This window comes from Bacillus hominis, from assembly GCF_030348325.1.
Lineage (GTDB): Bacteria > Bacillota > Bacilli > Bacillales > Bacillaceae_G > Bacillus_A > Bacillus_A hominis.
Window position 1 is genome coordinate 1,633,723 of the sequence record NZ_JAUCFS010000005.1, and the last position, 17,612, is coordinate 1,651,334.

19 protein-coding genes are annotated in these 17,612 nt (G+C 33.7%); 13 read left to right on the forward strand and 6 right to left on the reverse strand.

Annotated elements, in window-relative coordinates; translation table 11 throughout:
- Window positions 1-470: 470 nt before the first annotated feature.
- The 5 genes from QUF93_RS10815 to QUF93_RS10835 all read left to right on the forward strand — a co-directional run bounded on the left by QUF93_RS10815 (window position 471) and on the right by QUF93_RS10835 (window position 3,533).
- Window positions 471-869, forward strand: coding sequence for a DUF3942 family protein (locus QUF93_RS10815; protein WP_289358756.1), 399 nt, complete (start codon window positions 471-473; stop codon window positions 867-869).
- Between the two features lie 125 nt (window positions 870-994).
- Window positions 995-1,411, forward strand: a complete 417-nt coding sequence (locus QUF93_RS10820; RefSeq protein WP_289358757.1) for a BlaI/MecI/CopY family transcriptional regulator — start codon at window positions 995-997, stop codon at window positions 1,409-1,411.
- Between the two features lies 1 nt (window position 1,412).
- A complete protein-coding gene (locus tag QUF93_RS10825) occupies window positions 1,413-2,225 on the forward strand; it encodes a M56 family metallopeptidase (protein WP_289358758.1) in 813 nt (270 codons plus the stop codon).
- Window positions 2,226-2,280: 55 nt separating this feature from the next.
- Complete coding sequence (locus QUF93_RS10830; RefSeq protein WP_002118100.1) at window positions 2,281-2,835, forward strand: TlpA family protein disulfide reductase; 555 nt, start codon at window positions 2,281-2,283, stop codon at window positions 2,833-2,835.
- A 14-nt stretch (window positions 2,836-2,849) separates the two neighbouring features.
- Window positions 2,850-3,533, forward strand: coding sequence for a prolipoprotein diacylglyceryl transferase family protein (locus QUF93_RS10835; RefSeq protein ID WP_289358761.1), 684 nt, complete (start codon window positions 2,850-2,852; stop codon window positions 3,531-3,533).
- Window positions 3,534-3,589: 56 nt separating this feature from the next.
- Here the strand turns inward: QUF93_RS10835 and QUF93_RS10840 are convergent, their stop codons facing one another.
- A complete protein-coding gene (locus QUF93_RS10840; protein ID WP_289358762.1) occupies window positions 3,590-4,135 on the reverse strand; it encodes a type II toxin-antitoxin system RelB family anti-toxin in 546 nt (181 codons plus the stop codon).
- Window positions 4,136-4,283: 148 nt separating this feature from the next.
- On the opposite strand from QUF93_RS10840, the gene dsdA reads away from it, so the two are divergent.
- Window positions 4,284-5,621: a D-serine ammonia-lyase gene (gene dsdA / locus QUF93_RS10845; RefSeq protein WP_289358764.1), complete on the forward strand. Its 1,338-nt coding sequence runs from the start codon at window positions 4,284-4,286 to the stop codon at window positions 5,619-5,621.
- A gap of 151 nt (window positions 5,622-5,772) precedes the next feature.
- Complete coding sequence (locus QUF93_RS10850; protein WP_289358765.1) at window positions 5,773-7,020, forward strand: DUF445 domain-containing protein; 1,248 nt, start codon at window positions 5,773-5,775, stop codon at window positions 7,018-7,020.
- Between the two features lie 32 nt (window positions 7,021-7,052).
- On the opposite strand, the gene exsE is transcribed toward QUF93_RS10850, so the two are convergent.
- Genes exsE through QUF93_RS10870 form a run of 4 tightly spaced genes read right to left on the reverse strand, consistent with a single transcriptional unit; the run spans window position 7,053 to window position 10,054 of the window.
- Window positions 7,053-8,009 carry an exosporium protein ExsE gene (exsE, locus tag QUF93_RS10855; protein ID WP_289358767.1) on the reverse strand — a complete coding sequence of 319 codons (957 nt, stop codon included), beginning with the start codon at window positions 8,007-8,009 and terminating at the stop codon, window positions 7,053-7,055.
- The gene (locus QUF93_RS10860) at window positions 8,006-9,076 is read right to left on the reverse strand and encodes a hypothetical protein (protein ID WP_289358769.1); all 1,071 of its coding nucleotides are present in this window, start codon (window positions 9,074-9,076) and stop codon (window positions 8,006-8,008) included. The genes exsE and QUF93_RS10860 overlap by 4 nt, the downstream gene beginning before the upstream one ends.
- Window positions 9,069-9,512: a hypothetical protein gene (locus QUF93_RS10865; RefSeq protein ID WP_002118119.1), complete on the reverse strand. Its 444-nt coding sequence runs from the start codon at window positions 9,510-9,512 to the stop codon at window positions 9,069-9,071. The genes QUF93_RS10860 and QUF93_RS10865 overlap by 8 nt, the downstream gene beginning before the upstream one ends.
- Entirely contained in the window at window positions 9,509-10,054 is a 546-nt protein-coding gene (locus QUF93_RS10870; RefSeq protein ID WP_353050854.1) for an RNA polymerase sigma factor, read from the reverse strand. Before QUF93_RS10870 ends, QUF93_RS10865 begins: the two co-directional genes overlap by 4 nt.
- A gap of 217 nt (window positions 10,055-10,271) precedes the next feature.
- On the opposite strand from QUF93_RS10870, the gene QUF93_RS10875 reads away from it, so the two are divergent.
- The 6 genes from QUF93_RS10875 to cls all read left to right on the forward strand — a co-directional run bounded on the left by QUF93_RS10875 (window position 10,272) and on the right by cls (window position 16,706).
- Window positions 10,272-10,910 carry a response regulator transcription factor gene (locus QUF93_RS10875; RefSeq protein WP_289358770.1) on the forward strand — a complete coding sequence of 213 codons (639 nt, stop codon included), beginning with the start codon at window positions 10,272-10,274 and terminating at the stop codon, window positions 10,908-10,910.
- A gap of 4 nt (window positions 10,911-10,914) precedes the next feature.
- Complete coding sequence (locus tag QUF93_RS10880) at window positions 10,915-12,015, forward strand: sensor histidine kinase (protein ID WP_289358771.1); 1,101 nt, start codon at window positions 10,915-10,917, stop codon at window positions 12,013-12,015.
- Between the two features lie 136 nt (window positions 12,016-12,151).
- Window positions 12,152-13,090 carry an ABC transporter ATP-binding protein gene (locus tag QUF93_RS10885; RefSeq protein ID WP_289358772.1) on the forward strand — a complete coding sequence of 313 codons (939 nt, stop codon included), beginning with the start codon at window positions 12,152-12,154 and terminating at the stop codon, window positions 13,088-13,090.
- 37 nt (window positions 13,091-13,127) lie between these two features.
- A complete protein-coding gene (locus QUF93_RS10890) occupies window positions 13,128-14,237 on the forward strand; it encodes an ABC transporter permease (RefSeq protein ID WP_289358773.1) in 1,110 nt (369 codons plus the stop codon).
- Window position 14,238: 1 nt separating this feature from the next.
- Entirely contained in the window at window positions 14,239-15,384 is a 1,146-nt protein-coding gene (locus QUF93_RS10895) for an ABC transporter permease (protein WP_289358774.1), read from the forward strand.
- A gap of 110 nt (window positions 15,385-15,494) precedes the next feature.
- On the forward strand, window positions 15,495-16,706 hold the full coding sequence (gene cls, locus QUF93_RS10900; protein WP_289358775.1) for a cardiolipin synthase: 1,212 nt from the start codon (window positions 15,495-15,497) through the stop codon (window positions 16,704-16,706).
- A gap of 56 nt (window positions 16,707-16,762) precedes the next feature.
- Here cls and pyrH read toward each other — a convergent pair whose 3' ends face one another.
- Window positions 16,763-17,503, reverse strand: coding sequence for a UMP kinase (pyrH, locus tag QUF93_RS10905; protein ID WP_289358776.1), 741 nt, complete (start codon window positions 17,501-17,503; stop codon window positions 16,763-16,765).
- Window positions 17,504-17,612 lie beyond the last annotated feature (109 nt).

The following is a 17,612-nucleotide window of genomic DNA, read 5'->3' on the forward strand; positions in this document are numbered from 1 at the left end:
CACCTAATAATATTTGTTATGTAAAAATTCGATAGTGGGGAGTTACATTCCTTCTGTGATTTAATGAATAAGGGGAAATAAAGCAAACAATATATTGAAATAGCATGAGGTGTCGATAGCTGCAGATAGAAAGGAATTAGAAGCAGTTTATCCCGCTATTTGCGGGCAGTCGGGCTGCCCGTAAACGCCCAGTTGGTGAAGGCTAATAATCAGTGGGGGATGAACAAAACCCCACTGATTAAAGTTTCACTTTATTGATATATAATACTGGATAATATTGTTTCAAAGTATGGAAACAATATGTTTAAATGAATATAACGACGTACTAATTAATATTGAAAGAGTGTTTGTATTTAAAAAGTGCGGGGAATACCAGAGGTTTTTACTTTTTATAGGAAGTTATTTTATAATATGGTAAAATTATATCAATATATCTATTGGCGTAGAATGAAAAGAGGGAGCGTGAAAGTGTGGATTTTCGATTTGAGTTTGCAGCTAAGGTGAAAGAATATTTAGATGATGAAAAAGATGAAAAAATAATAAAAGATGGACACAGAGATATAATTTTCAAATATTTATATCCATTAGAGAGTGAAATTGGAATTTTTAAAAATCCTAACTTTACTTTTTTTGCATCAGGAAGACGTTCACATATAGTATTAGAAAATATTGAATTTAAAACAGAAGTAAATGTGGAAAGTAATATAATTGAAATTACAAAAATGGTGGATAATGTGGTTATTCCATTAGATACTATCGTAGCAAAAGATTGGGAATTATTTGCACTCGGACGTAATGAGAAATTTAGTGTGCAAATATTAGAATATTATCTCTATGATACATTTGGAGAGAAGTTAGGTTTACAATGAATCGAACGCGGTACAAATAACTAATTAGTGAAGATTAGGATCTATTTAAGTATCAGTTAATATCATTCATGTTTGACCTTCTATATATTTTATACTACAATCTGTAGTGTGAAAGGGGCCATGCGATGTTTACTCAAAACTACAAGTTAAATGAGCAAGGGTTAAATCACTTTTTCGGACCGCTTGAAGCGAAAATAATGGAAATTGTTTGGGCTACTGAGGGTATTACCATTAAAGATGTGCAACAGAAATTAAGTGAAGAATCCCCGGTGAATTTTAATACTGTAATGACAGTTATGAACAGATTAGTAGAGAAAGCACATTTAGAAAAGCATATCGTGAAAAGAAGTGGTATGTATCGTGCTGCACAAACGAAAGAAGAATTTTTATCCAATCAAACGAAGAAAATGACACAGGAATTAATGGGTGAATTTGGAGATCTTGTTGTGAACCATATGATAGATGAGTTAGAACAAGCTGATCCATCTTTAATAAAAAAATTAGAAGAGAAATTAAGTCAGCTAAAAAAAGAGGACCGATAAAATGAAGTGGCAAATGCGTAAAATCGTTTTGTTAGCAGTGACTACTAGTGTTCTTTTTTTTAGTATGTTAATGTACTACGTTACATACCCATTTCTTTTTCAAAATAAAGCATTTTTCCTTTCGCAATTTTGTTTATTTGAATTACAAAAACATATGAGGGAACTATCAATACTTCGTATAATGATAGCCGGATTACTGTTATTTACTGTAATCATTATAAGTAAAAGAATTTGGAAGCAATTTTTTGATAGTAAAAAATTGAAAAGAAGTCTCGTGTCTATTACTAGAAAAGGAAAGCAAGTGTACGTATTACCAACGTTACAGATTACAGCATTTACAATTGGATTATTTCGACCGAAAATTGTTATTTCAGAAGGAATGTTTCAGGCTTTTTCAGAGGAAGAAATTGATGCGATTATATTACATGAGGAATATCATCAAAAAAATCGAGATCCATTAAAGTTATTTTTCTTTACATTGTTAGCTGAGGGAATGATGTATATTCCTATATTAAAAGGGATGCTGCAGCGTTATCATGTATATCAAGAGCTATCAGCTGATAAATATGCGATGCAAAAAATGAAATCGTCATTTGAGCTAGGTAGTGCATTATTAAAGTTAATTAAAATAAAGACGATGGAAAATCAATGTATTACAGCGTCGTTTGCGAAAACTGCAATTAATTTACGGATTGAGCAAGTGTTGAATGAGAAAGTTGTTAAACTGAATATGCCACTACATACGAATTCAGTATATGTAACGTTAGGGCTATTTTGTATGTCGATTGTACTTATTGTTGGAGAGTGCATATAGCCTTTTTTTTTAATAGTTAACACTACGAATTGTAGTGTGTTTAGGAGGAAGAAAAGTGAAGAAACTACTTGCTATTATACTGGCCGGGGCACTAATTTGGGCAGGGGTTAATTTTTATAATTCAAAGAAAGAAGAAAAAGAAAGAAAAGCGAAACAAGCGGAGTTACAAGAGAAAGAAGTATTGCCACAAGTGGGATTTAAAGCACCAAACATAACATTAAAAGGATTAGATGGGAAGCTGTATTCGTTAAATGATGCAAAGGGAAAACCATATGTTATTAATTTTTGGGCATCATGGTGTGGTCCATGTGAAATGGAGGCTCCTGACTTAGTTCGTTTGTATGATAAATATAAAAAGAATGTTGAAATTTTTGCGGTAAATGCAACAATCGGGGATCCAGTACAAGAAGCGAGTGCATTTGCGGAGCGTCATGGATTTAAGTTTCCTGTTTTATTAGATATGGACGGAGTAGCTGGAATAGATTATAAAGTATTTTCTTTACCGACGACATTTTTTGTTAATAAAGATGGAATTATTGTAGATCATGCACGAGGTGTATTACCTCCAGATCAATTAGAAGAGAAGTTTAAGAAAATAATTGAGAATTAAGAGGGGATTTCATAGTGATGGAGTGGATCGTGAGGTTACAACCCGTATCTCTTATAATTGGAAGTCTATTTGGATTTACTCTGATGAAACTAAGGATGAAAAAGCAAACTATTCAATATGAAAAAATGATGGATGCAGTAACGAATGGTCTTCTCATCATTGTATTCATATGGAAATTCGCACCGGCAATTTTAAATCCGGTATGGGCCATTGGGGTGCCAATGCAAGCATTATTAGCTGTAGGAAGTATTCAGCATATTATAGTAGGTTTTATTATGGCTAGTATATACATTGTTTGGAAAAGTAAAAAAGAGCAATTTTCTCTTCGAATTTTACTTGATACATTACCCTTCGGATTATGTGTGAGTATTATCTTTTATTTTCTATTCTATCAAGAAGTAGGTATACAAACGACACTCCCATGGGGAATAAAAATATATGAATCGAAATTTTTGTATCATCCTATTTTCATATATGAGATTATACTTGCACTCGGTATAATTGGCTCGTTATGGATTAAAAATGAAAGATTAGGAAATGGAAAGAATATAAGCTTTTTTCTAATTTGCGAGGGAATTGCTCATATCATTATTTCACTTATTAGTGAACAAAATTCAGTTCTATTTGGTCTTTCAATACAGCAAATACTCAGTTTTGGTGTTATTAGTTTAGGGATTTTGTTAGTACCAAAAAAATAAAAATAGCCATGTACGGAGAGCATCCGTGCATGGCTATTTTTTTATCATCACATGAATTAAAAAATCGGCGGAGTAACAGAGAATAAAACAATCGCACTTTTCTCGAATGGATTCACCCATTTATGCTTTAAATAAGCCGGTATTTTTACACTATCACCAGTTTCTAATGTGTATTCTTCTTCATTTAAGTGCAATATGATTTTCCCATCTAATACAAATGCTAATTCTTCTCCTTTATGTTCTAGCACATTTTCTGATGAAGCAGTATTCGGTGGGATAGTCATAATTGCTGTTGCTAAGTTTCCTGTGAAATCAGGTGATAACAATTCATATGATAAATTATCGATAATCATTTTTTTTCTTTTATTAGAACGCACTATTAGATCATTTGTATTAGTTTCTTCAAGTAAAAAACTAAATGTTGGAACATCAAGAGCTTTTGCGAGGACCTTTAATGTTTGAATGGAAGGGTTAGCGGAACCACGTTCAATTTGACTAAGCATTGATGGTGTGATTCCGGCCATCTTTGCTAGTTCTTTACTAGTTAATCCTTTTTCTTTTCTTTGCTTTTCAATCTTTTTCCCGATATCTATATTTTCCATAATAAATGCTCCTTAATATTTATTAAATTATACTTAAATAAATTAAATTAAAATTAACCGAAACTGAATTTTATGTTAAACTATATTTAAATTAATTTAATTATAATTTATTATATGGCTAGCTACAAGAATATGAGGAGGAAGAGGAATGAAGGAGATAGAGGTATTAAAAGAACGATTCCCATTAGTAAATAACCTTATTGCAACGGAAGAAGTATTTTGGGTAAACCCGAATATAGAAAAATACGAATCAGCAATAAAAGCTTCTCCGCTGAATGAAGGAAATGTAAAAGACGCGGAAGAGAGATTAAAGCGTTTTGCACCATATATTGCGAAAGTTTTTCCTGAAACGAAAGGAACGAACGGCATTATTGAATCCCCTTTAGTGAAAATACCAGCTATGAAACAATCTTTAGAGAAAAATTACGGGCAACCAATATTAGGAGAATTACTATTAAAATGTGATAGTGGGCTTCCAATATCAGGATCAATTAAAGCTAGGGGCGGCATTTATGAAGTGTTGAAACATGCTGAGCAATTAGCATTGCAGCATGGAATGTTAACAGAACAAGAGGATTACTCAATTTTAGATAGTGATATGTTTAGAGAGTTTTTTGCAACATATTCTATTGCGGTAGGTTCGACAGGGAACTTAGGACTAAGCATCGGGATTATGAGTGCGAAACTAGGTTTTAATGTGACTGTTCATATGTCAGCAGACGCGAAACAATGGAAAAAAGATTTATTAAGAAGTAAAGGTGTAAATGTTATTGAATATGAGGCTGATTATAGTAAAGCAGTAGAAGAAGGACGAAGACAAGCAGATGCTGATCCTAGCTGTTATTTTGTTGATGATGAAAACTCGCATGATTTATTTTTAGGATACGCAGTAGCAGCATCACGTTTACAAAAGCAATTAGAAGAGTTAGAGATTGTAGTAGATGAAGAACATCCTTTATTCGTTTACCTTCCATGCGGAGTAGGGGGCGGACCTGGCGGAGTAGCATTCGGCTTAAAGTTATTGTATAAAGACAATGTGCATTGTTTCTTTGCTGAACCGACACATTCCCCGTGTATGTTACTCGGTTTAATGACGGGGCTTCACGATAAAATTGCCGTTCAAGATATCGGGATTGATAATGTAACCGATGCGGATGGACTTGCGGTAGGAAGACCATCTGGATTTGTCGGTAAAACGATGGAACCATTTTTGAGTGGAAATTACACAGTAAGTGATGAAGAGTTGTATAGATTATTAAAAGAACTGGCTGATACTGAAAATATTTATTTAGAGCCTTCGGCGTTAGCGGGTATGATAGGTCCGCTTAATGTATGTAAAGCTGAAAATGAGTATTTACAAAAGCAACAGTTAACTGAGAAGGTGAAGAAAGGTACTCATATCGTGTGGGGAACTGGTGGGAGTATGGTTCCAGAAGACGTGATGAATGGGTATTATAAAACAGGTGTGGAATTAACGTTAAAATAAAAATGAGGCTATTTACAGCCTCATTTTTTTCATGTACATAAAATTCTTTGTTATTTTCACAATAGTTCTTTATAGTATATATAAGGGATAGCTAATATTGAATAAATATAACAAACAGCTTTATTTTACATAATAAGAGGATGTGTATACGATGTCATTACAGACTAAATATATAGCGGGTATTTCGCTTGGGGTTATGGGAGTAGGTTTTGCGGCTTCAATCCCTTTTCAAGGAACGGTAGCTGGAGAGATTATTCAAGGGGGATTTGAAGCTGGGTTAGTCGGCGGACTTGCGGATTGGTTTGCGGTTACAGCTTTATTCCGTCATCCGTTGGGAATTCCAATTCCACATACAGCATTATTACCAAAAAATCGTAAGCGGGTAACAAAGGGGCTCGTTTCTACGTTAGAAAATGAATGGCTGACGAAAGAAAGTATTACAAGTAAAGTAAAAGACATGCAGCTAGCACAAATGGTACTGCAAATTGCTGAGAAAGAGTTACAGTCTGATGCTGTGAAAAAAGGAATTGTAACAATTGCTGAGAAAGCGATTCTTCAAATAGATACAGAAAAATTAGCTGTTATTATTGAAAAAGAATTAAAAACGTATTTGCATACAATTAACACAAGTAACATATTACAAGTGCTTGTTGATCAATTAGTTGTGCAAGAATATGATGAAAAGACACTTGATTATATATTAGTAAAAGTGAAAGATTGGACAGCTCAAGATGAAGCACGTTATCAGCTAGGAAGCTTAGGTATGAAGGCGATGGAAAACATAAAAGTAGATGGATTTTTACAGTTTACTTTGAAGTCATTTATGAATATTGTAGATGAAGATAAAATCGGCAGCATCTTGCAAAAATTTGTTATTAGTAATATTAACAGTTTGCAAAATGCTGATAATAGTACGAGACAGCTTATATTAATGAAGATTCGTCAAGAGCTTATTAATGTGAAGGAAAACGAAGCTTTATTACAGGAATTAGAGAATTGGAAAGAAAGATGGATTGCAAATTGGGATGCTACTGACAAAATAAAAGAAATGCTAGAGCAAGTACAGAGTAGGGCAGTTACCTTCGTGCAAAATGAAGAGTTTGCTGATAAGTACCTTGTTCCATTTTTAAAAACGCAAATGAATAAAGTAAAAGAGGATGCAAGTACCGTTCAAAAAATAGAAGAGTGGTTACAAAAACAAGTTGTCATTTTTGTTGAAAAGAATCATTCGAAAATTGGAAAGCTTGTGCAAGAAAACCTTGATAAGTTAGACGATAAAACATTAATCGAAATGATTGAAAATAATGTCGGTAAAGATTTGCAATGGATCCGTGTGAACGGGGCTGTTTGTGGCTTTATGATTGGAATAGTTTTAGAAGGAATTAAAGCGATTATATGAGAAAAACCTTCCACAATTGTGGAAGGTTTTTCTTATTTTTCAATAACGCTCATATTTAAATTATAAGCTTTCTCAATATTTAACTTGTACGTGCCATTTCCAGTTTTAATCGAATTTTTATACCAATGTTCTTGGTTGTTTAATTCTGGATGTTCTTCTGAAGAATTATTTTCTTTTTTCGTTAAATCTTCTACTTGTTCCCAAGGTGTGCTTCCATGTGTTTCTTTTTGATTTGTTACTGCTGTTAAAGATACATCACTCTCTTTTGCAAGATGGACAGACACTCTTGAGCTTTCCTGTACAAACCAATTATTTTGTAATTGACCTGGATAAAGAGATAGTTCGTTATTTGAAGCACGGATTTCCACATTTTTATTTTGCGGAAGAACAAGCGTTGGTTTCACCTGTGGTGCTGAATTAAATACCGTATGCTGAACAGGTAATGATTGTAAAGTGATATACATCGTTTCTCCAGCCGTTTGAACTGAAAGGAAATCATCTCGTTTTAAATTGAGTTTTTCATTTGCTTTCGTCGTCATTTCATAAGTTCCCAAAAGATGAATTTGATTTGTATTATTTCCCTCTATCGTTAGAGGCTGATGTCCTGCATCTACTACGATTTTTTTGATAGATTCAGGTATATCAAATTGTCCGCCTGGAATATTACTCGTTTGCCTCGTTGTGTTAATAGAGTGACGAACTTCTTCTAGTAATCCAGTTGATAATAAACAGTAAAAAGCAATTCCAACACTTCCTAAAACTCCGATAAAGAAAATACTAAAAATATCATAGTTAATAAATGAATGTTCCTTCTTAGAAAAGAGAAGGTATAGTAAAATTTCAGCGCCAAGTATGATAAGTAAAACAGGCCACCACGCTGTAAGTGTATCTAATACTTGAACTCCTTTTACGACTGAATATAGTAAAAAGCACCCTAACAATATAATGGAAATACCCATTGAGAATGTTCCAACACGCCAAGTCCTCATTCTTTTGTCCCACCTTTGTTTTCTTTTTTATTTCCAAGTAGCAATTTAAAGCCGCCACCAATTAAGAGGAGTGCAACGATAGATGTTTGGAAATAGCGATAATATAGTTCGCTAAGATGAATGTTAAATATAGTTGCAAAATAATCGTCCAAAATAGGAAGGAGTGTTTGATCTAATAATTGATAACCACCGAGTGTAATTAATCCGATACCGATCCATCTTTGATGATTTATAAAATAATCGATGATAGGTTCGTCATGTACGCGTTCTTTTCCGTATTTTGCTGTTTGCTGTAATGTGTCAAAAAAGCTATAAAACCAAATGATGGGTACTAAAAATAAAAACGCAGAAAGTCTTAATAAATCTAGTAAATAAATAGATAGTAAAAAGGCCGCCATAAGCTGAAGACCACGACGTTGTAAGCCTAAATACATATGTCCTGCTCCAGGGAACATCGCTAAAATAGAAGCGAATGTTTTACTTTTCTTTCCTTGCTCTCGATGTTCTTCAAACTCTTCGAAAATAGTGCGATCAATTAATTGTTCACCACGTTCTTTTTTCTGTAGTTGCTGAACAACATCAAAGAAATTATAAATCCATAAAACAGGTAACGTAACGAGAAAGATAAGGAAACTTTCTTGAGATGTTAAGAGTGCAACGAATATAATCATACTCCCGATTCCTGTGCAAGCTACTAAAAATGTAAGGCCACGCTGCATAAGTCCTAATTGGAAATGTCCAAGTCCAGGAATGATGGATAAGAGAATGATATAAAATCGTTCGCTTTCTTTAACGGATTCTTGATTTTCTCCAGTTTGCTGTTTCGGTGATTGCTTCATTATTGTAATGATTAAGTCTATTATATTTATCACCCATAATACTGCTAATAAAAATAAAGGGAGAAAAATAATTTGGTGATTTCCAAGAACGGTAAACCCTACTGCTGCAATAAATAGTAATAAAGCTCCTCCGCTATATAAAATAAACCTTCCGAATTTCTTTAAATATAAATGTCCAATCCCAGGGATTAGCCCTAATATAAGTGCTAAAAAGGGGTTTTTATTCATGCTTTAAACCTCCGTCCTTTTTTGATGGGTGTACTGCTTTGTTTACAAGTTGCTGTGAGATAGAAGTCTCATTATGTTTCGAAGATTTCTCGAAATTAGATGTTGCTGTGAAAATATAATGGAATAGACCACTTACCATAAAAATGATTGTAGCCGCAGTTGCAATTATGTAATGAATAATCGTGCGCTTTAGCTGGTTTGTTTTTATATTTTCATTAGATTGTAGTGTTTCAAAATTAATTTGCGTCATAACTTCGTTCGTAAATGAATCATCACTCATCATTGGAAGGTTTTCAGTTTGTTCATCAATACTTTCCATATAAAGTGCTAAACAATGATCACATTCATAAAGGTGTTCTTCCATGGATTCACGTTCATTGTTTGCTATAGTATCTAATGTATAATTGCTCCAATCTTCTTTTGAATAATGCATCATAGAAACTCTTCCTCCTTCCAATGTTTTTTAATCCATTTTCTTGCCCGATACAGTTTCATTTCGACTGTTTTCACTTCAATGTTTTCCTGAAAAGCAATTTCTTGATAGCTCTTTTCCTCTAAATAATGCGCGAGAACGACATCACGGTAATTTTCCGGAAGTTCTCTTAGTTTTTGAGCAATCAATAACTTTTGCTCTTTCGTCAATAGTAAAGCTTCAATGTTATGAGAGGATTTTATATTTTCTTCAGTTTCTTTACATAAGGAGAGTTCTTCGTTTTCTCTAGCTTTCTTCCTCTTATAATCAATAGCGTGATTGGTGGCAATGCGTGCCATCCACGTTTTTAATCCGCGAAATTGATAATTAGGGAGAGAGGTGTGAATTTTTACGAATACTTCTTGTGTAACATCTTTAGCATCTTCTTCATGTCTTAAAATAGAAAAGATAACTTGGAAAATATAATGACGATATGTTTGGACAAGGATACGAAAAGCATGCTCGCTTCCTTGCTGTGCTTTTTCGATTAATTGTTTTTCTTCAATGGGTCTCTCCCTCCTTTTTGACGCATTCTATTATATAGACGTAACAAACAATAAGGCACCCTACACATGTTGTAAAAAAAGAATAATATATTTTTAGAGAAGGGGCTATATGAAAAAGGTGTGAAAAAATGGTAGAGAGAAGTATATAATGAGCAAAGAGGAAATGCTACGCGGAGAAAGGATGTGAATGTTAGTAGGGGATGCCATACTAACAAACATGAAAATTAAAATATTAATAGCAGATGATAATTCTTTTATTAGAGAAGGCATGAAAATTATTTTAAATACATACGAAGAGTTCGAAGTATTAGATACTGTAAATGATGGAAAAGAAGCTGTAGCGTATTGTAAAAAACATGATGTGGATATTGCACTTTTAGATGTTCGTATGCCAAACATGAACGGTGTAGAAGCGACGAAGCTCATTTGTGAAGAAACGAAAACGAAACCACTTATTTTAACAACGTTTGATGATGATGAATATATTTTGGATGCAGTAAAAAACGGAGCGAAAGGTTATTTATTAAAAAATAATGATCCGGAGCGTATTCGTGATGCAATAAAAGGCGTATATAACGGCCAAACTGTTATGCAAGATGTAGTTCTTGATAAAATTAAGTCTAATTTAATGGAAAATAAAGAGGAAGAATCTAAAATTGATAAGAGTCTTTTTACAGAAAGAGAGCTTAGTATTATCGCATTAATCGCAAAAGGCTTTTCGAATAAAGAGATTTCGAAGCAACTTTTTATATCAGAAGGAACGATTGCAAATTATATTACATCAGTTTTAGGGAAAACTGGACTAGAGCATCGTACGCAAATTGCGATTTATTACTTAACAGGGAAAGTAGATTAGTGATATGGAATTTTGGTTAACTGTAAGTAAATTAATTGTCTTTTTATATATTGTGTTCAGCTACATTCATTTAAATGTTGCGAACTTACCGTGGATTATACTTACTTTGCTTATATATCTTTCTATAAATGTGATGATTTCTATTTTAAAAAAAGATACGTACAATAAAGTTTTAATTCTCGTGTCAGTTGGCGTAATCATATTGTTTACGTGGAAGGTTCATCCATTATTTATTTTGTTTTTACCTTTGAACTTATATGAAATTGCAAATTATTACATAGAAAAGAAATGGTTAATTTTTTTCACTATGATCCTTCCAATTATTTTTATAGGTGAAGATATTCAAATGATGTATGGGCTTATTAGTGCATTTTGTTTTCTTTCCTTAACGATAGCTCGCCGCTATATAGCACGACTATTAAAACTTGAAATGCAAAACGATAAGATGAGAAAAGATATGCAACGACTTACGAAAAGTTTGCATGAAAATAAAGAGTACATAAGGCAATCAGAATACACATTTAAGTTAGAAGAGAGAAATCGGTTATCTCAAGAAATTCATGATAAAATTGGTCACTCGATGACGGGTGCGCTTATTCAAATGGAAGCAGCGAAGAGATTGATGGAAATAGATAAAGTGAAATCTGCGGAGTTATTACAAAATGCAATTCATATTTCGAAAGACGGCATTGAAAGCATTCGGATTACATTGAAAAATATGAAGCCGCCAACTGAGCAAATTGGCATTCATCGTATGAAATTATTCATAGAGGAATTTGCCGGTAAGCATGATGTGAACATTCCTTTCATTTATAAAGGGAACTTAGATATGATTTCTCCCATTCAGTGGAAGATTATCGGTGAAAATGTTACGGAGGCGTTGACTAATGCGATGAAATACGCTGATGCGACAGTCATTTCAATAGATATTCATGTACTTAATAAGATGATCAAAGTACAAGTAAAGGATAACGGAAAAGGTGCAGCTCTTGTTAAAAAAGGTCTCGGCATTATGGGGATGGAGGAGCGAACAGCGTCTGTAAACGGGAAAATTATTGTAGATGGGACAAGTGGTTTTTCAGTAACGATGTTGTTGCCGATATAGGAAAGTGTGATGAGGATGAATCATCTCATATGAAAAAAGTGAATATTCTCATGTGAAAAGAATGAAGTTCTGCACTGAGCAGGTTCATTCTTTTTGTTTATACTGATAGCAGAGAAACCGAAATAGGGGTGAAATGATGAACACATTGGAAATTAAAAATTTAACGAAAAAATTTGGTGATTTCATCGCGGTAGATAATATGTCTTTATCTATTAAAGAAGGAGAAATATTTGGCTTTTTAGGATCGAATGGTGCTGGTAAGAGTACAACAATTAATATGATTGCTGGCTTGTTAAGAAGTAATGAAGGTGAAATTAGCATACTAGGAAAAAATATAAAGAAACATAATCGATTTGCGAAAATGAACATCGGTATTGTTCCGCAAGATATTGCAATATATGAAGAGCTAACCGCCTATGAAAATGTGAAATTCTTTGCCGGATTGTACGGACTAAGAGGAGCTGAACTAAAAGCGAGAGTAGAGGAAGCACTTCAATTTGTGGGGCTTAGTGATAAACATAAAAGTTACCCGGAAAACTTTTCTGGCGGGATGAAAAGAAGGCTGAATATCGCTTGTGCAATCGCTCATAGACCGAAGTTAATTATTATGGATGAACCGACAGTTGGAATTGATCCGCAGTCAAGAAACTACATTCTTCAGTCTGTCCGAAAATTAAATGAAATGGGAAGCACGATTATTTATACGAGTCACTACATGGAAGAAGTAGAAGAGATTTGTACGAAAATAGCAATTGTAGATCACGGTAAAGTAATTGCAGAAGGAACGAAAGAACAGTTAAAAGCAATTATTACAGATACGAAAGACATTTGGATTGAAGTGAAGTCAGTAGAAAATTTAGACGTAGAAAATTTAAAAGAGATAAACGGTGTGAAAGCTGTTCAAATCGAAGAGAACGTAATTAAAGTGAATTCTGATGCAGGATTAAATAATTTAAATAAAATTATTCAACACTTTATTAATCATGACATTGAAATTCGTTCGTTAGAGGAGCAGGCTCCGAACTTAGAAACTGTATTCCTTACGTTGACTGGAAGAAACTTACGAGATAAATAAAAGGTAAATGAAGAAAAGGTAAAGGGAGGTTCATCAATTGAACATCTTTAATATTGCAATTATGCACATTAAGAGGGATTTCAGGGACGTAAGAACTTTAGTTTTTATGTTAGCATTTCCGATTGTGCTTATGCTTGTGTTAGGAACAGCGTTAAGTAACGCGTTTAATAGCGATAGTCAATCGATTAAGGATATACAAGTGCTATACAAAGATGAAGCAAGTAGTATGTTTTCACAATCATTTGAAGCATTTACGAAAGAAGTTGATAAATTAGGTATTCACTTTAAAAAAGTTTCTGAGGGCATAGATGGGAAAGAAGAAGTGAAGCAAAATAAATATGCTGCCTATATAGAATTAAATAAAGATAGTGCGAAATTTTACGGGAGCGATAGAAGTAGTATTGAGGGAAGTATAGTGGAAGGGATGCTTACAACATTTGTTGATAAGTACAATGTAGCGATCGAAGTTGCGAAAGTAGATCCTAGTAAGGTTAGTGCAGTTATTTCAAACGGAAATCATAACGATTATATAAAAGAAACATCCTTACAAGCTGCGAAAAAACCAGGTTCTATGGATTACTATGCAGTTGTAATGACGACGATGATAGCGTTGTATGCTGCAATGGGAGCGAGTTCTTTAATTCGAGGAGAACGAGTACGTAAAACAGGAGATCGATTGATTGCTGCGCCGATAAGTAAGGCTGAAATTTTCATTGGGAAAGTGCTAGGTAGTCTTGTAGCAAATGCCCTTTGCATATTACTTGTCATTTTATTTAGTAAATTTGTTTTTCAAGCAAATTGGGGAGACCATCTTGGAATCATATTTCTTATTTTATTAACAGAAGTCTTTCTAGCGATTAGCTTCGGTTTAGGGATCGGATATATTACGAAAACAGGTGAAGCATCTAGAGCGATTGTTTTAGTTATAGTACAATTAGCTTCTATTTTTGGCGGAGCATACTTCGTAGTAGAAGAAAATGTCGTTACGAACTTATCACCATTAACGTGGGCAAATACAGCTGTTATGAAAATTATTTATGCGAATGATGTAGGGGCAGCATTGCCGGTAATATCTTTAAACCTTGGGATTTCAGTACTCTTTTTAATCATTGCGATTATTGCATTACGTAGACGGGAGGGGCTATAGTATGAAAGATATTTTATGGCTCATACAAAAAACGTTATCTGTACTTTTGAAAAATAAAAAAAGTTTACTCATTATTATTAGCTTGCCGATAATAGGGACGCTCCTCTCCTTTTCGATATACGGAAATGTAGGGCAAGGAACGTTAAATATCGGGGTTATAAATAAAGAAAATCAATCTATAGCAAATGATACGGTGAAATTTTTAGAAGGGCTAAATCATGTAAATGTGAGTATGGTTAAGGAGTCTGAAGTAGAAGATAAACTCACTTCAAAAAAACTTGATGGTGTTATTACGTTAGAGTCTGGTTTTTCCGAAAGTGTTCGAGAAGGGAAGCCGAGTCATATTGGAATTTCATCGATTAAAGGTGAGCAAGTAACAGCCTTTATAAAGTCATATTTATACAACTATATTGATAATATAGCATCTATTAGTAAAGTAGCAGGAACAGATCAAAGTGCATTTGATACTATGTACGCAGGATATCAAAAAGGTTCATTTAAAGTAAAAACTGCGACGCTAGAAGATACTTCGAAAAATAAAGATATGACAAATCAAACGATGGGCTATCTTATTATGTTTATGCTATTTTCAGCAGCGAACTTATCAGGATATATTTTAAAAGAAAAAGAGAATAGAACGTATTTTAGATTATTATCAACGCCGATAGATGGGAAGAAATTTATATTATCTAATGTCGGGGTAAATATGATGATATTAACAGTGCAAATTATGATAACAATCCTATTTCTAACGAATGTTTTTCATACCAATATCAATATGCCTTTCATAGTGATGATTGGTGTACTAATGATATTTGCTTTAGTAGCGGTTGGAATGTCATTAGTAATTGTCGCTTTTTCGAAAAACTCAGCATCGGCAAATACGATGCAAAATATGGTCATTGTACCAACATGTTTACTCGCTGGATGCTATTTTCCGTATGACATTATGCCGAAATCGGTACAAAAAGTAGCTGATTTTCTTCCGCAACGATGGTTGTTAGACACAGTATCAAAACTACAACAAGGAATACCGTTCTCGGAGTTGTATTTAAACATTTTAATTTTATTCGCTTTCGCAATTGCATTCTTCTTAATTGCTATTTATAAGTTTGGAAGAAATAATGATGCGAGGAACTTTGTTTAATATAAAAAAGGGTGTGACGCTAAGTCACATCCTTTTTGTATGAAGCATGAAATCTAAATTTGAATGACAAAATAGAAGGGTGGAAAGAAAATAAGCGGAAGGAAATCAAAATGATTAAAAAAATATTGCGAGTTACTTCTATTATTATTGCTATTTGCGTTTTTATTTTAATTTGGATGCATATCGATGTTACCTTAGGCAGGAAAATGGAAGCTGGGAAAAATATGCCGACAGAGTATGCACCTCATTATAGTGACTTTCAATTATATGTAGAAGGGAAGTCGTTTTATAAACAGTTATTTACTGATATAAGGGAAGCGAAGCAATCTATTTATACGTATTTTTTTATTTTATCGGATGATAAAAGTAGCCATACTTTTTTAAACTTATTAAAAGAGAAAGCGAAAGAAGGAGTAAACGTATATTTATCTGTTGATTTAATAAATGATTTATCATTTGAAAGAAAGATGAAAAAAGAATTACAGGAAAGCGGTGTTCATTTTACATATAGTAGAAAACCGGAACTGCCATTCGGATTTTATTCTTTGCATCACCGGAATCATCGCCGTATTACATCGATTGATGGGGAAATTGGTTATACAGGTGGATTTAATATGGGAGATGAATATTTAGGGAAGGATAAGCGTTTTGGATATTGGCGTGACTATCATGTGCGGATAAGAGGAGAAGGAGCAAAGGACTTAGAGGAACAGTTCGCCTTAGATTGGAAAAGAGATACGAAAGAAGAAATAAAAAGAAGTACGAATAAGGCTAGTAAAGGAAACACGTTACATACAATGGTTAGCTATAATGGACACCATGTCGCTGGAAAATATATAGAGTTAATAAAACAAGCGAAGCATTCGATTGTTATTACAACACCTTATTTTATAGCGAAAAATAAAGAACTAATGAGTGCTTTAATTGCGGCACAAAAACGTGGAGTCACAGTAAAAATAATTTGGTCATATAAACCAGATATTCCTCTCATTAAAGAGGCAGCATATCCGTACATACGTCAAGCTGTTAATAATGGGATTACTGTATACGGTTATAAAAAAGGGATGTTTCATGGGAAGTTAATGCTGATTGATAATGAATTAACGGTTATCGGTACAACGAACATAACTGCACGTAGCTTCTATATAAATGATGAGATGAATTTGTATATTCATGGTGGAAGTATCGTATCAGAAGTGAATAAGGCGTTAACAGAGGATTTTCATGATTCGAAAGAAATGACGAAAGAGTTTTTTGATAACATATCTTTCTGGGAGCGTTGTAAAGAGAAAGTGGCGGGATTAGTGGATTTTTATTTATGATGATTAATAGGAAAGGGTGTCTACAAAAGACACCCTTTTGTTGATGGGGAAAATTATTATTCATGCACAAGCATCGAAGCATCATCATTAATCAATGTCCCTACATGTTCTCCTAAACATATTTTCTTCATAACTCCGGGCTCATCAAAGTTAAAAACGTGTGCTGGTAAATTGTAATCCCGAGCAAGCAGTAAAGCCGCTTGATCCATTACTTGTATGTTTTGTCTAACGACATCGTTATAGTTCAGTTTTTTATACATTTTCGCTGATTTATTATGTTTTGGATCACTTGTAAAGACACCGTCTACTCCTTGTTTTGCGACTAAAATAGCGTCACTATTCATTTCAATTGCTCTTTGTACACTTGGATAATCTGTCGTAACGAATGGTTGCCCGTTGCCACCACCGAATATGACAACATAACCGTTATCTAAATGATGTACTGCACGTAGGCGAATATAAGGTTCAGCTACAGCATTAAAAGGGATAGAAGTCATTACGCGTACTTCTTTATTTGTTTTACTTGTTAGTACGCCGCGAAGCATTAAGCTGTTAATAATCGTACCTAACGTACCGATATTATCAGCTTCTACACGATCAATTCCCCATTCTTCTGCTAGATGACCTCTGAAAATGTTACCACCGCCAATGACGATGGAGACCTCGATACCTAAATCAACAATCGATAAAATTTCATTTGCAATATGTTCTAATCGTTTGGAGTTAAAGCTATTTCCCGATTGATCGGCAAGTGCTCCACCGCTTAATTTAATTAAGACACGTTTATATGGCTTCATAACAATTCCCCCTATATAGATTGCAATAAAAAAGGAACAAAGGCGAATGCCTTTGTTCCTTCGTAAGAAAATGAAATAGAAAAGAAATAGATATGATGAACTTCTTCAC